Origin of the sequence: Polynucleobacter sp. AM-7D1 (genome assembly GCF_018688455.1) — a bacterium.
Classification (GTDB): Bacteria; Pseudomonadota; Gammaproteobacteria; order Burkholderiales; family Burkholderiaceae; genus Polynucleobacter.
Window position 1 is genome coordinate 1,698,140 of the sequence record NZ_CP061319.1, and the last position, 14,907, is coordinate 1,713,046.

A 14,907-nucleotide genomic window follows, 5' to 3' on the forward strand; every position below is an offset into this window, starting at 1 on the left:
GTTTATTGACCAAATGCGCGCTCGAGGCGCTGCTGGAAGTTTCGTGTGACGCTCAAGGATTCTTTCAAAATACGTCGATCAATATTGTTCAGGCTATTGAGCTCAATGGCATTTGGATTGCCATCGATTTCATGGCCATCAATCTGAATCGATAAACGTAGCATCTGTAGATATTCAAATGCTGTCACCCAGGACATGTACTCTGCCTCAGGAACTTTTAAAGCCTGGCCTACTGCTATGAGACGCTCTCTGGTATTGGTTTCCGGTATGGCGTTTGCCAAAGCATAAATTCGTGCAGCATCCACCAAGATTGCAGTGCCATGTTTTTTTAAGTCAATACATTGCTTGCCATCGAGCTTGATCGTATCTAATCCACCATGCCAGGTAATAGGCACCTTCATGCGTAATGAATTGTCAGCCAACTGCTTCAGGAAACGCAGATTGGGAGGAGCATGAGTCAGGATGATTTCCTTCATCTTCAGGAGTAAGTCGGGATTGCCCGCAACTCTTCTAAAGTCAAAGTAAATACTGGCGTTTAATAAATTCTCACCAGAACCTTCGTCAATCCAATGGGCAAACTTACGATTCCACTCGGCCTCACTTAGACAGATCTTTGGATTGCTCGCCATCACATTGCCTTTGCACAATGGATAACCACAAACATCCAAGGCCTTATTCACATCTAGAGCAAAAGCAAGATACTTTTCCCGTACAGCATCACTAGCTTCTCCTGCAAATACCAGGGCATTATCTTGATCAGTTGCAATGGTTTGCTCAGAGCGGCCCTCAGAACCCAAGGCAATCCAAGCAAAGCTCTTCATATCGATGTTGTGCTGGTGTGCGTATAACTCAATCAACCTGTCACACACTAAATCATTCAAATCACTAATCAATCTGGTTAACTGCTTAGCCTGAACCCCTTGACCAATCAGGTTCTTAGCAAAACGTCGAACATCTTTTGCGCACAGCGCTACGCTCGCCAAATCAGGTGCAGAGCGAATCGCCATACTGATGTGCTTTAGCGAGAGTCTCTGCATCGCAAATAAATCTCTCTCTGAGAGAATATTGACCACCTCTTTGCCATCCATTACTGGAATATGTCTAATCCCCAGCTGCAAGAATATTAAGGCTGCATCCTGAGCGCTATCGCGGATGGTGAGTGATTTCACCCCTTGAGTCATCACCTCTTTGATGGGCAGATTTACATCTATCTGAGGGATCGTCACTCTGCCTAAGATGTCATAACGCGTCAAGATGCCCTGCAGCCCTTCTTCTGAGTCACCTACCAAGATCGAACCAACTCTGCGCTCGTGCATTAATGTGAGTGCCTCTTTGATGCTGGTATTAGGAGTGACACACAATGGTTTTTTGCGTGGCAAATCTCCCAAAGGTGTTTCTAAAGACTGCTCTGAGAAAATTTGTGATGTATAGGTTCTCTGCAATACCTGCCAAGAACGCTCTAAGAATTTCATAATGCTTTGACTTAAAAAGTCAGCAAACTGTGGCGACATTTCTGCCAAACGCCGCATCACATCAGTTGTAATACTTAAACAGAAACAATCACCAATAGCGGCATAGGTTGCGGTTGGAGATCGCCCTGCCATTGCAGCACTGACCGGAAAGAGCTCTCCCGCTTCAAACTCATGTGCCTCACCCGCTTCATTGGAGAGACCACGACGAGAGACAACGCCGCCCTTACGAATAAAAAACAATCTATTGACCGGTGGACTCTGCGGAGACAGAAATACCTCATCTGGCGCAAAGTACTCTTCCTGCGAATTTTCAATAAAGAAATCTACATGCTCTGGCTTCATTTCAGAAAACGGCAGAACCTGCATCATCTGCTGAGTCAGATTCACAATCAAACTGCGAGATGGGCTAGTTTTCTTCAAGGCATCCTCTGTTCTTCGCTTTACTTTAACCATTCAATTTATCGCGTCATTAGGCTACTGTCTATATGATTTGACCCACTTATTTGATCGTAATCAAATAAGTGGGTCATTCTCTTATCCAATCCCCCATGCCTTGCTTCTACGAAGCAAAGAGTGGCTTACTTAGCGAGTCGGCACTCTGAGGGTAGCAATTGAGGAGATAAGTTGCTATCTGGGCTTCTGCAAGACCAGCCTCCTGACCATAATGAGGACTCTGGTCTTGATAAATCGATTGCGCTTGGGATGATTGCATCAGGCTCATTTGTTGGAATGAGATACAAGGTGTTTTTACCCACAGGTGCCACATTGGCTTGATAGCCAATGACAATGGTCCCAGAAGGATCAATTTCAATGAACTTGACATTGCGAGTTGGTGCAAAAGTGAAGGCTCCCTGCGTTGCCTCATCCATCGCTACAGCGCCTCTACTAGAAAATACTTCCGTGACGGCAAGCTTGGCAGTAGAAGCGAGATTCAAGCCCTCCACAATGCGGCTTCGGGCTATGTAATCTTGATATTTAGGAACGGCTACTGCAACCAAGATACCAATGATGGCTACAACCACCATTACCTCGATCAAGGTAAAGCCAGCCTCTTTGGACTGATCGTTGTTGGAGCGCGATGCTGAATTTTTCATGTAAATACCCCTAGTTAAATCACCCTATGATCCAACATAGAGCCATTTTTCTAGGGGTCTACTGCTATCAGATTTCTCTGATTTTAATGCGCGCTACTCGGTAAAACTAATTAAGCCTTTTTATGACTGCGCTTAACCAACTCACCTGCAGCCATCACCGCAATCGCACCAATAGCACCAGCAACCAAGCTATATGACTCCACTCCAGCGCCAAAGAACTTAATTACTCCTGGATCAGACATGATCATGCCGCCTGCAATCCAGCCCAACAAGCCAGCACCTGCAGTAACGATAATCGGGAAACGATCAATCAAGTACAGCACGATACGACTGCCGCCAATAATGAGTGGCACTGAAACCAACAGACCAAAAATGATGTAGCCCAGCTGATGTGCTTGATCATCAACTTGACCAGCAGCACCGGCAATTGCCAACACGTTATCCAAACTCATCACGATGTCAGCAACGATGATGGTTTTAATAGCAGCAAAGAGCTTGTCTGGGGCTTGGAGATCGTGTTCCTCATCACCGCCAGAATCGACCATTAATTTGTAGCCGATCCATAGCAATAACAGACCACCAACAAACTTTAAGAACGGAATCTGTAGCAGCGTCACAGCAAAGGCCACCAAGACAATACGCAAGATGATTGCGCCTGCCGTACCCCACAAAATACCTTTACGACGTTGATTGGGGTGAAGATTTCTGCAAGCTAAGGCAATTACAACAGCGTTATCACCGCCCAACAGAATATCGATCAAGATGATCTGCGCAACGACAGACCAATCTAGCATTGTTAAAAACTCCATGTCATCCTCTTATATTTTTATGTTTTAACTACGGGCACTGCAAAAAAGGATGCTATTAGGCATCCTTTTCCTTGAACACAATTACAACATGGCTTTGAGTAAAGCTGCCATTTCTGATGGATTTCTTGTTACTTTAAAGCCACATTCTTCCATCACCGCTAGCTTAGCATCAGCCGTATCTGCACCACCAGAAATCAATGCACCGGCATGACCCATACGTTTTCCAGGAGGCGCTGTTACACCAGCAATAAAGCCAACAACTGGCTTCTTCATATTGGCTTTACACCAGCGAGCTGCTTCAGCTTCATCAGGTCCACCAATTTCGCCAATCATAATGACCGCATCAGTATCAGGGTCTTCGTTGAACATGCGCATCACATCGATATGCTTCAAGCCATTAATTGGGTCGCCACCAATACCAACTGCTGTGGACTGACCTAGACCAATCGCTGTTAATTGACCAACTGCCTCATAAGTCAAAGTGCCAGAACGGCTAACAACACCGATACGACCTTTTTTATGGATATGGCCAGGCATGATGCCGATCTTGATTTCGTCTGGAGTAATGATTCCGGGACAATTTGGCCCTAGCAATAATGTCTTCTTACCACCAGCAGCTTCTTTTGCATGCATCTTGTTACGCACTTCCAACATATCCTTAACTGGAATGCCTTCTGTAATACAGATAACAAAATCTAAGTCAGCTTCAACAGCTTCCCAAATTGCAGCAGCAGCGCCAGGAGGCGGGACATAAATTACGGAAGTAGTAGCGCCAGTTTGCTGAGCAGCTTCTTTTACAGTTCCATAAATTGGAATGTTAAAAATAGACTCGCCTGCTTTTTTAGGATTTACACCTGCTACAAAACAGTTTTTACCATTTGCGTATTCCTGGCACTTCTCAGTGTGGAACTGGCCAGTCTTACCAGTAATACCTTGAGTAATCACTCGTGTATTTTTGTTTACCAAAATAGACATATTGAAGTTCCTTGATTATTTGTTTTTCGCAACAGCAGCAACTACCTTGGTAGCAGCCTCTGCCATTGAATCGGCGCTAATGATTGGTAAACCAGAATCCGCAAGAATCTTCTTGCCCAATTCCTCATTGGTACCCTTCATGCGAACAACCAAAGGTACAGTCAAGTTCACCGCTTTACATGCAGTCACTACGCCATCGGCGATCACGTCGCAACGCATAATGCCACCGAAAATATTTACCAAAATCGCTTCAACACTCTTGTTTTTGAGCATGATCTTGAATGCTTCAGTAACCTTCTCTGCTGTAGCACCACCGCCAACGTCCAAGAAGTTTGCTGGCTCACCGCCAAACAATTTAATGGTGTCCATAGTAGCCATTGCCAAGCCAGCACCATTCACCAAGCAACCAATATTGCCGTCGAGTGAAATGTAAGCCAAGTCAAATTTAGAAGCCTCAATCTCAGCTGCATCTTCTTCATCGATATCGCGGTAAGCCACGATCTCAGGATGACGGTACAAGGCATTTGGATCAAAATTAAATTTAGCATCAAGAGCTTTGATCTTGCCGTTGCCTTCAAGAATTAACGGGTTGATCTCAACCAATGAAGCATCCGTTTCCCAGTAGGTCTTGTATAAATTCTTGAACACATCACGCGCCATTGGAATAGAAGCATCAGGAACGCCAATGCCTTTAGCAATGATGTCGCAATCCGCATCTGTCAAACCAATGAGTGGATCAACAAATACTTTGATAATTTTCTCTGGGTGAGATTCAGCAACCTCTTCAATGTCCATACCGCCTTCGCTGGACGCCATGATCACATTCTTTTGTGTTCCGCGGTCAGTAACGATACTGAAGTAATACTCTTTTTTGATATCAGCGCCGTCTTCAATCAAGAGGCGATTTACTTTTTGACCTTCTGGACCAGTTTGGTGAGTCTTCAACTGCATCCCCAAAATTTCAGAAGCGTACTTTTTCACTTCATCCATACTGCGTGCCAATTTCACACCACCACCTTTACCGCGACCACCCGCATGAATTTGCGCTTTAACAACCCAAACTGGGCCGCCTAGCTTTTCGGCAGCTTTAATAGCCTCATCAACGCTAAATGCAGGAATGCCATTTGGAACAGGCACATTAAATTGGCGCAAAAGTTCTTTGCCTTGGTACTCGTGAATTTTCATAATTACTCCGAAACGGTGTCTTTTTTAGCAAGCGATAAGAATGTATAAAACCAGCCGCCTGCTTTTGGTTTTTTCTCTATCCAACCAAAAAAATGGCGAGCGTTTTACCCGACTTTGTAAGTCTATCATGCTGCAATGCATCAACTTGGGGTTTTTGGCTCCGTAATTGCCCTAGTCAAGGCGTCCTGCGACCACCTTGGAGACTACATCAGAACTGAAGCCCTTGGAGGCCAGAAATCGATATTGGCGCGCCCGCTCTTTCTGTTCAATTGCCAATGCACCAAACTTGCGCAACCACAAGTCATGGGCACGCTGGTATTCAGTTTCCTTGAGATTCCTGAGGAGAGCTACCGTCTTTGCGCTATCCACCCCGGCCTGAGCAAGTTCGTCCTGTATTTTTCGAGTACCAAAGCGCTCGCTACGGCGTCGGACCAGAGCCTCTGCAAAGCGCTGGTCTGACAACCAACCGCGAGCCTCAAAATCATCAAGAACGGCTTCAATTTGTGAGGTCAACGGAATGACTGGCTCAAGCACCTCAGAATCCTCCGCGGCAGTCTGTAACTTCAACATCCTTGCAGCAGACTCTTCGAGCTTTGCAGCCAGCCCTTTGCGACTGTACTCTCGCATAGACAAAAGGCGCAAAGCCCGAGCTTTGAGACTCGGGCTTTGTTTTTTACTTTTCTTAACAGCGCTACCTAATTCTGACATTGAAGAATTACGCTTCCTCTTCTTCACTCAAAACATCGCTCACTACTGCTGTTCCAGCCTTGACACCCAATTTCGCACGAATCTTTGATTCAATATCTTGTGCAATGGTTGGGTTCTCTTTTAAGAACTCGCGCACATTATCTTTTCCTTGACCAATGCGATCACCGTTGTAGCTATACCAAGAGCCTGATTTTTCTACGATATCGGCTTCAACACCCATATCAATAATTTCACCTTCTCTAGAGATGCCGGCGCCGTACATGATGTCAAAGATGGCTTCGCGGAATGGAGGTGAGACCTTATTCTTCACTACCTTCACGCGAGTCTCGTTGCCGACCACTTCGTCGCCCTTCTTAATACTGCCGATGCGACGAATATCTAGACGCATAGAAGCATAAAACTTCAGCGCATTACCGCCAGTAGTAGTTTCAGGGGAACCAAACATCACGCCAATCTTCATTCGAATTTGGTTAATGAAAATGACTGTAGTGTTAGTGCGCTTAATTGCGCCAGTTAATTTACGCAATGCCTGACTCATCAAGCGCGCCTGCAGACCTGGCAATGAATCGCCCATGTCGCCTTCAATTTCTGCTCTTGGTACTAAGGCTGCTACTGAGTCGATTACGATTAAATCGATTGAGCCTGAACGCACTAAAGCATCAGCAATTTCCAATGCTTGTTCACCAGTATCGGGCTGAGAGATCAATAAATTATTAACATCTACACCTAAGCGTGAAGCGTACTGAACATCCAAAGCGTGCTCGGCATCAATAAAGGCGCAAGTTCCACCTATCTTTTGCATCTCTGCAATCGCATGCAAAGTTAATGTTGTCTTTCCTGAAGACTCTGGGCCGTAAATCTCAATCACGCGCCCACGCGCCAAGCCACCAACACCCAGAGCAATGTCTAAACCCAATGACCCACTAGAAACTACTTGAATATCTTGATGAATCTCTGCATCACCCAATCTCATGATTGAGCCTTTGCCAAATTGCTTTTCAATTTGCGCCAAAGCAGCTGTTAATGCCTTTTGCTTGTCTCCACTCATGCCGTCAAACTCTGATGAGGCTGATTTCTTCTTATCATCCAAGGCCATTTTTTAATTCCTTTTCGCTATGTATTGGGCTTTTTCCCGAAGTTTCTGTACTTTTTAACAACTTAGAAGTTACTGTATATAAAAACAGTAGTATTTGCAAGAAACTTTTTTGGCTCTATGCCTGATTTTTATCTAGGGTCACTCTTACGCGATCCCAATACAGGAAAAGTGGCATTGCGGCACCCCAAATGATTGCTAAAAATATGAGGCCGCCCACTTGTCCTTGTGGCCCCCATGCTCCAGCACCCATTTGGATGCCTGCCTCATAAGACATTGGGCCTGCAATTGCACCTAATGCTGCTGCCAGAATGGGTCTTCCACGCAGCCAGGATAGTGACCCGTTGATTGTGCTGGCGACCAAAGCCCAGAGCACCCACATCCAAACGGGTGATAAATAGCTACTTGGCCAAGCATCTTCAAAAATTAAAAATCCAGATAAAGATACAAGTGAGTCAGCACTTACTCCGTATAAGGTCGCCTTGAATAATAGACCCATCTCCAACGATGGTTGATTGGAGCGCGCAATATGAATGGTCAGATAGATTAAGGTAATGACAACGGGCCAAAACACCTGATGATTGGCGGCGCCAATAATGCAGGCAAACCAACCGAGCTGGAAAAGCACAAAGTTCCAAAATTTAGCCATCGCTTACGCCCAAGCAGTCACACCTAAGAAAAAGGCCACTGCCGCTGGGCAATGGCCTGAAGATATGGTGGCGAATCAGGGATTTGAACCCCGGACCTGCGGATTATGATTCCGTCGCTCTAACCAGCTGAGCTAATTCGCCGAAGCTAAGATTTTAGCTTATTTGACTAAGTCGATCAATTTATTTAGTGCGGTGAGAAAGCTTTATAAAGACCTCTTTCACGAAAATCCAAAGGGCTGGCAAGCCCGGAATGACAATCATTGCCAGCGCCACTAGTGAGAAATTGCTCTTCACCCAGGGGTGATCGCCAATGAAAAAACCAAGGCTGGTCAGACTGCAAACCCAAACAATGCCGCCAATCACGTTATAGAAAACAAAGACGGAATAGCGCATATGCGCCACCCCGGCCACAAAGGGGGCGAAAGTACGAATAAATGGCATAAAACGCCCTAGAACAATGGTGATTGGGCCATATTTCTCGTAAAAAGCATGTGCCTTATCAAACGCATTCCGATTAAACCAACGTGAGTTTTCCCAAGAAAAAACCCGGCTACCAATCTTTCTGCCGATGGAGTAATTCAGAGCATCGCCCGTTACCGCAGCTGTAGTGAGAAGAGCCATCAAGGCAAATAAATCTAATCCCCCTACCGCTGCAATGGCGCCAGCAACGAATAACAAAGAGTCACCAGGCAAAAAGGGCATCACCACTAAACCGGTTTCAACAAAAATGATGGCGAATAGCAGGGCATAAATCCAAACGCCCCACTGGTTAGCGACTAATGCCAGATTTTTATCTAGATGTAGAAATAGATCGATGAGGTATGCAAAGTCCAAAAGGGCTCCAGAGTTTTAATAGATGAGCTGATGTGAGGTCTGAGCTAGGATGCTACTTGATTTGAAAAGTGCTGGTGGCTTCATCTCGGTTGTAGCGAACAAAAACTTCAATCTTCTTAGCCAAAAAGAGTTTTTTTAGTACCTCATCCTTATTCTCAAAGGTAATTGCGGTTTGCTCAGGGTAGCGTGAGAAAGGATCGCTCATCACTTCAATAGGGTGATCGTCGATCTTAATTAAACGAATTGTGCGCTTATGGAGGCGGTCGGGCCGAATGAAAATCAGGCGCTTTATATACTTATCGAGCACTAGCTTTTGCCCCTGCTCATTGGTTTTAAAGTAGTACACGAGCTCATCTTTACCATTGACGGTAACATCACGCTCCTCATCCCATTTTGCGAGGGCTGGCTGGCTCAGACAAACACCCAGAATCACCCCTACTACGATCCTATACAGTTGCATTATTTGCTTTCTTCATATGATCGTTCAATCTTATCAGCGAATCCCTATGCGACTACTATCCATTTCTCTTGGCAAAGCAGGCCCCTTGTTTGGATTAAATCATCCCGACTACTCAAGCGTAGCTTCCGCGATTAATAAAAAGCCGGTGAGCACGTTAAGCCAAGCAACTCCAGTTGAAATCAAATCACTAGGCGTTGTAGGTGACGAGCAAGCAGATTTATCAGTTCATGGCGGCCTTGAAAAAGCGATATATGTTTATCCAATCGAACACTATGCATTTTGGAATGAACTACTCAGCAGAGAAACCAAACAAATAGTTAATCTCCCAATTGGCTCCATGGGCGAGAACTTCACGATCGAGGGACTTCTTGAGGATGAAATATTTGTGGGGGATAAGATGTCCATTGGCGAACTTGAATTTACAGTTGTCAAACTCAGAGAGCCATGTTTTAAGTTCAACGCAAAGATGAAATACAAAGGCGCAGCTAAGGCAATGCTGCAATCTGGGAAAAGTGGCTGGTACTTACGAGTTAATAAACCAGGAATCCTTGCAGCAGGCGCCAAGATTGATCTCACACCTGGACAAAGAATTACCTCGATAGCCAGCCAAAATAAAGCCCTCTTTCAGCGCGGGAATCAAAAAGATCTTTGGGATTAATGTTGGCAATAAAAAACCCGACCATAAGCTGATCGGGTTTTTGACTGAGTAAAAGATTAACTAATCGTTCGCATAAATATCAACATCTTTTGTCTCGCGAATAAACAAAGTACCAATCACCAATGTAATGGCAGCAATGATGATCGGATACCAAAGACCATAGTAAATATTTCCGTTTTGAGCCACGAGAGCAAATGATATTGTTGGCAGCAATCCCCCAAACCAGCCGTTACCAATATGGTAGGGCAAGGACATTGATGTATAGCGAATGCGCGTTGGGAACATCTCGACCAACATGGCTGCAATAGGGCCATACACCATGGTCACCAAAATAACTAAATAGGCTAACAACAAAAGAACTGGCACATAACTGATTTCATCAGGATTAGCTTTTGCTGGATAGCCCGCATCATTAAGAGCATTACGGATAGCATTTTTAAAATCTGCGTCTCTCGACTGACTCTCTATTAAAGTCATTCCCTTTGCTGAATACGCCTGAATTTCAGTTTCACCAATTTTAATAATGGCAGTACTTCCCACTGCACCAGAAATTGTTTTGTAACTGGCAGAGTTAGATGCCATAACCTGCTTAGCAATGTCACATGAACTCGTGAATTTAGCCGTATCAGTTGGATTGAACTGGAAACTACATTCGCTCAAATCCGCAGTAATCGTTGCTGGCGCAGCAACCATCGCCTTTTCTAAAGCGGGATTTGCGAAATGGGTTAATGCATTAAATACAGAAACAGGTGTGCCCGGAATATAGGTCACTACAGCTAGCAACAGGCCTCCCATGATGATGACCTTGCGCCCAATCATGTCCGACAAGGTTCCAAAAATAACAAAGAATGGTGTACCAATGATTAAGGCGGCGGCGATTAATAGATTAGCTGTTGTGGAGTCCACTTTGAGCACCTGAGTAAGGTAGAACAAAGCATAGAACTGACCTGTGTACCACACCACTGCTTGACCAGCCACTAAGCCAAATAAGGCTAAGAGGACAATCTTTAAATTCTTCCATTGGGCAAACGACTCTGTCAGCGGCGCTTTAGATAACTTACCCTCCTCTTTCATTTTTTTGAAAGCAGGCGATTCGTTCATGGACAGTCGAATCCAAATCGATATGCCAAGTAATGCAATGGATACGACAAATGGAATACGCCATCCCCAAACCTCAAAATCAGAACCCGTTAGCTCACGAGCACCCAAGATCACTAGCAGGGATAAAAACAAACCCAAAGTAGCCGTCGTCTGAATCCAAGATGTATATGCACCGCGACGACCATGGGGTGCATGCTCGGCAACATAAGTGGCGGCGCCACCATACTCGCCACCCAAAGCCAAGCCCTGCAGCATCCGCAATGCGATGAGGATGACTGGGGCAGCCACACCAATCGAATCGTAATTTGGCAAGATGCCAACAACAAAGGTTGAGACACCCATTAACAAAATGGTGACTAGGAAGGTGTACTTACGACCAATCAGATCTCCTAGTCGTCCAAATACCAAAGCACCAAACGGTCGGACGATAAAGCCAGCAGCAAAAGCCAACAAGGCAAAAATAAAAGCGGAACCCTGGTCTAGCCCTGAGAAAAACTGTTTGGCAATAATGGCAGCCAATGAACCATATAAATAAAAGTCATACCATTCGAAAACCGTACCCAAGGACGAAGCAAAAATAACTTTGCGCTCCTCAGCAGTCATGGGGGCGACCTTAGTTGATCGTGACATCTACAACATTCCTAATAATTTTTTATAGGGGCAGATTATCACTTGAAAATTAGCCCTCAAATATAGAAATTAGGGTATCTCCCCATCAAGTTATAAAAAATTTTGATCAAAAAAAAGAGGAGGCATAGCCCCCTCTTTTCTTTAATTTACTTCTCTACCAACCAATTACTTTAGGCAACCAAAGTGAAATTTGTGGGTAGTAGAAAACTAAGAACAATGCTACGCCCTGCATAAACAGGAATGGCAAGACACCAATGTATAAGTCCCTAATCTTCACCTCAGGTGGAGCAACCCCTTTGAGATAAAAGAGTGCCCAACCAAATGGGGGAGTTAAGAATGATGATTGCAGGCAAACGGTGATCATCATTGCAACCCAAACAGGATCTGCACCTTGCGCCAAAAGAACGGGGAGGAACAATGGCACAGCAATATAACTAATTTCAATCCACTCAATAAAAAAGCCGAGTACAAAAATTAGCAAGAGCATGAACCAAATATCGCTATTAATTCCGCCAGGTATCACCTCAAACATCCCAGAGATAAGCTCTTCTCCGTTAAGCCCCCTGAAGGACAAGGCAAATACTTGTGCGCAAATTAAAATAAACATCATTAACGCGCTGATCTTGGTAGTGTCTATTGCAACTTGCTTCAAAATATCCCACTTAAAGCGACCAGATAAAAAAGTTACCAAAATTGATCCGACGGCACCCATCGCTGCAGCTTCGGTTGGCGCAGCAACACCACCAACGATAGAGCCTAATACTGCAACCACCAACATAATTGGTGGAACCACAACTTTCCAAAAACGCACCCAGAGTTCTTTACCCGAAACACGGCTGCGCTCTTCCTTGGGAATAGGTGGCATTAAGTCAGGCTTAAGCCAACCTAAAATCAAAATGAAGACTATATAAACCACTACCAAAATGAGCCCGGGTCCTACTGCAGCGGCAAACAAAGTACCAACCGACAACTGCATGATGTCGGAGAGCAAAATTAAAATGAGACTAGGTGGAATAATTTGACCCAAGGTACCAGAAGCGCAAATTGCACCGCAGGCAATACTCTTGTTATAGCCACGTCGTATTAAGGTTGGTAGGGTCAACAAGCCTAAGGTGATGACGGTAGCACCAACAATGCCGGTTGTAGCACCCATCAAAGCCCCGAACAAGATAATTCCAACCGCCATACCGCCCTTAACACCGCCCGCTATGTGCCCAATCACATCAAGCAAATCATCTGCTAGCCGAGATTTTTCCAGCATGATTCCCATAAAAATAAACAAGGGAATTGCAAGCCATTGATAACCCGCCACAATGCCAAAGACTCTGGCTGGCAATAAGTTAAACAAGGAGGTTCCGAATCCTAAAAATCCAAATACGAATCCGACTGTTGCCAAAGTAATGGCAACTGGAACCCCAACCATCAATAAAATGAAAAAGCCTATCAGCATCAGAATGGCCATCACATGCATATCAAACATGCTGACCTCCTTTGGTGCTATAGCCATTCAGAATCACCCGACAGAGCTCCCCAACGCCTTGTAGAGCCAGTAAAGCAAAGCCAATTGGAATTAATCCCTTCACAATCCAACGATAAGGAATGCCTCCTGGATCGGGCGACATTTCTCCAATCGAGAAAGACTGGACAACATATGATGAGGACAAGTAGATAAATAGCAGCGCCACAATTATTGTGAGGACTGCAGAAAGAATATCTACTCGATATTTTGTCTTAGGTGAGTAATTGGCGTAGAACAAATCAACCCGAACATTATCCCCACGTAACAAGGCATAACTCATACCGAATAAGATTAATGCCGCCAATAGATGCCACTCAAGCTCTTGTGCCCACACCGAACCAATGCTCATGGTGTAGCGTAAAAAAACGTTAACTGTTATTAACCCCACAATGGCCAAGGCCACGTAAGACGTGGCCTTGCCAGTGAAATCAATTAAGCCTTCGATACGCAATGCGATTTTTAATAACAAAGGATGCACTGATATTCCTAACTTAAATGATTAAAACAAAAATCAACCGCGAACTTTGCTGTGGTAGGTTGCCTCGCTGTAAGAAGCCCAGGAATCGTAATTGCGCTTAAAGGCAAAATAAGAATCATGTACTTTTTTAGTCATAGGATCAGCAGCGGCAGACTCGTCCAAAATCTTCTTCGTTTCAGTGCGCATCGCAGCTACTACTGAATCTGGCAATTGCAGAGCAGTAACGCCTTGCTTCTCAACCAAATCTTTCATTGCCTCGGCATTGTTACGCTGACACCATGCCTCACCAATAACATTACAAGCTGCAGATGCATTTTGCACAACCGCTTGAAGATCTTTAGGTAGCTTTTCCCAAGCTGCTTTATTAATCAAAAGCTCAGAAGTAGTTGCTGGCTCATGCCAACCAGTGGTGTAGTAGAACTTAGCTGCTTTTTGCAATCCAAGACGACGGTCTTGAAATGGGCCAACGAATTCAGCTGCATCAATCACGCCACGCTCAAGCGCTGGGAAAATCTCACCGCCTGGCAATACTTTCACATCAACACCCAACTTGGCATAGACCTTACCAGCAAGTCCAGGGATACGCATTTTTAGACCCTTTAGATCTGCGACGCTATTAATTTTCTTTTTAAACCAACCAGTCATTTGCACACCGGTATTACCGCAAGGCATTGCAATCATGCCAAAAGGTGCATAGGTTTCATTCCAGAGATCAATACCGCCACCGTCATATAGCCAACCATTCATCCCTTGGAAATTCAGGCCGAATGGCACAGCTGTAAAGTACTGAGCTGCAAATGTTTTGCCGGTCCAGAAATAACTATTAGCATGATTCATCTCCACCGTACCAGAGCGAACAGCATCAAAACCCTCAAATGCGGGAATCAATTCTCCAGCGCCGAAAACTTGAATCTTTAAGCGGCCATTGGACATTTCGCCAATCCGTTTCGCTAAGTCAGTTGCACTACCTGGGCCGTCCATATAAAACGGTGCACCCTTTGGGTAGGCGCTGGTCATCTTCCAGTTAAAGGTTTGTGATGATTGCGCTCGCACAATGGCTGGAGCGCCCAAGGTAGCCCCAACAACACCTGCACCAATTCCTGTACTGAGAAACTTACGACGGTTTGTTTTCATAATTGACTCCTCCTAAAAAAATACTAACTACACACATATGGTTAAAAGTTGATGAAGATCAAGATTTCCGAAATGGCTTGTCAGCATTGCAATGCAATAAATGATTT

At 44.8% G+C, this 14,907-nt stretch carries 15 protein-coding genes and 1 tRNA gene; 1 reads left to right on the forward strand and 15 read right to left on the reverse strand.

All coding sequences use genetic code 11. From position 1 onward, the window contains the following. Positions 1-2: 2 nt before the first annotated feature. The 11 genes from GQ359_RS08860 to GQ359_RS08910 form a co-directional block, all read right to left on the reverse strand. Positions 3-1,892 carry a DUF294 nucleotidyltransferase-like domain-containing protein gene (locus GQ359_RS08860; RefSeq protein ID WP_251367865.1) on the reverse strand — a complete coding sequence of 630 codons (1,890 nt, stop codon included), beginning with the start codon at positions 1,890-1,892 and terminating at the stop codon, positions 3-5. Between the two features lie 158 nt (positions 1,893-2,050). Then, entirely contained in the window at positions 2,051-2,566 is a 516-nt protein-coding gene (locus tag GQ359_RS08865) for a pilin (protein WP_215386779.1), read from the reverse strand. Positions 2,567-2,676: 110 nt separating this feature from the next. Next, positions 2,677-3,375 (reverse strand): TerC family protein, encoded by a 699-nt coding sequence (locus tag GQ359_RS08870; RefSeq protein WP_215386780.1) that lies wholly within the window; start codon positions 3,373-3,375, stop codon positions 2,677-2,679. 81 nt (positions 3,376-3,456) lie between these two features. Beyond that, complete coding sequence (gene sucD, locus GQ359_RS08875) at positions 3,457-4,350, reverse strand: succinate--CoA ligase subunit alpha (RefSeq protein ID WP_215386782.1); 894 nt, start codon at positions 4,348-4,350, stop codon at positions 3,457-3,459. Positions 4,351-4,365: 15 nt separating this feature from the next. Then, complete coding sequence (sucC, locus tag GQ359_RS08880) at positions 4,366-5,535, reverse strand: ADP-forming succinate--CoA ligase subunit beta (protein WP_215302026.1); 1,170 nt, start codon at positions 5,533-5,535, stop codon at positions 4,366-4,368. A 171-nt stretch (positions 5,536-5,706) separates the two neighbouring features. Beyond that, a complete protein-coding gene (gene recX / locus GQ359_RS08885) occupies positions 5,707-6,243 on the reverse strand; it encodes a recombination regulator RecX (RefSeq protein WP_215386784.1) in 537 nt (178 codons plus the stop codon). 7 nt (positions 6,244-6,250) lie between these two features. Then, entirely contained in the window at positions 6,251-7,333 is a 1,083-nt protein-coding gene (gene recA, locus GQ359_RS08890) for a recombinase RecA (RefSeq protein ID WP_371822472.1), read from the reverse strand. Positions 7,334-7,454: 121 nt separating this feature from the next. Continuing rightward, a complete protein-coding gene (locus GQ359_RS08895) occupies positions 7,455-7,985 on the reverse strand; it encodes a DUF2878 domain-containing protein (RefSeq protein ID WP_215386788.1) in 531 nt (176 codons plus the stop codon). Between the two features lie 65 nt (positions 7,986-8,050). Beyond that, positions 8,051-8,127: transfer RNA gene (locus GQ359_RS08900), tRNA-Met, on the reverse strand. Positions 8,128-8,166: 39 nt separating this feature from the next. Continuing rightward, positions 8,167-8,820: a VTT domain-containing protein gene (locus tag GQ359_RS08905; protein ID WP_215386790.1), complete on the reverse strand. Its 654-nt coding sequence runs from the start codon at positions 8,818-8,820 to the stop codon at positions 8,167-8,169. A gap of 52 nt (positions 8,821-8,872) precedes the next feature. Continuing rightward, complete coding sequence (locus GQ359_RS08910; protein ID WP_215386792.1) at positions 8,873-9,280, reverse strand: hypothetical protein; 408 nt, start codon at positions 9,278-9,280, stop codon at positions 8,873-8,875. Between the two features lie 46 nt (positions 9,281-9,326). Between GQ359_RS08910 and GQ359_RS08915 the strand changes: the two genes are divergently transcribed. Then, complete coding sequence (locus tag GQ359_RS08915; protein ID WP_215386793.1) at positions 9,327-9,938, forward strand: MOSC domain-containing protein; 612 nt, start codon at positions 9,327-9,329, stop codon at positions 9,936-9,938. 60 nt (positions 9,939-9,998) lie between these two features. Here GQ359_RS08915 and GQ359_RS08920 read toward each other — a convergent pair whose 3' ends face one another. From GQ359_RS08920 to GQ359_RS08935, 4 genes are all read right to left on the reverse strand, one after another. Beyond that, positions 9,999-11,669 carry an MFS transporter gene (locus GQ359_RS08920; RefSeq protein WP_215386795.1) on the reverse strand — a complete coding sequence of 557 codons (1,671 nt, stop codon included), beginning with the start codon at positions 11,667-11,669 and terminating at the stop codon, positions 9,999-10,001. 154 nt (positions 11,670-11,823) lie between these two features. Beyond that, complete coding sequence (locus GQ359_RS08925) at positions 11,824-13,149, reverse strand: TRAP transporter large permease subunit (RefSeq protein WP_215386796.1); 1,326 nt, start codon at positions 13,147-13,149, stop codon at positions 11,824-11,826. Further along, complete coding sequence (locus tag GQ359_RS08930; RefSeq protein WP_251367866.1) at positions 13,142-13,666, reverse strand: TRAP transporter small permease subunit; 525 nt, start codon at positions 13,664-13,666, stop codon at positions 13,142-13,144. The genes GQ359_RS08925 and GQ359_RS08930 overlap by 8 nt, the downstream gene beginning before the upstream one ends. Before the next feature lie 33 nt (positions 13,667-13,699). Continuing rightward, positions 13,700-14,800, reverse strand: a complete 1,101-nt coding sequence (locus tag GQ359_RS08935) for a TRAP transporter substrate-binding protein (RefSeq protein WP_215302043.1) — start codon at positions 14,798-14,800, stop codon at positions 13,700-13,702. Between the last annotated feature and the right edge of the window lie 107 nt (positions 14,801-14,907).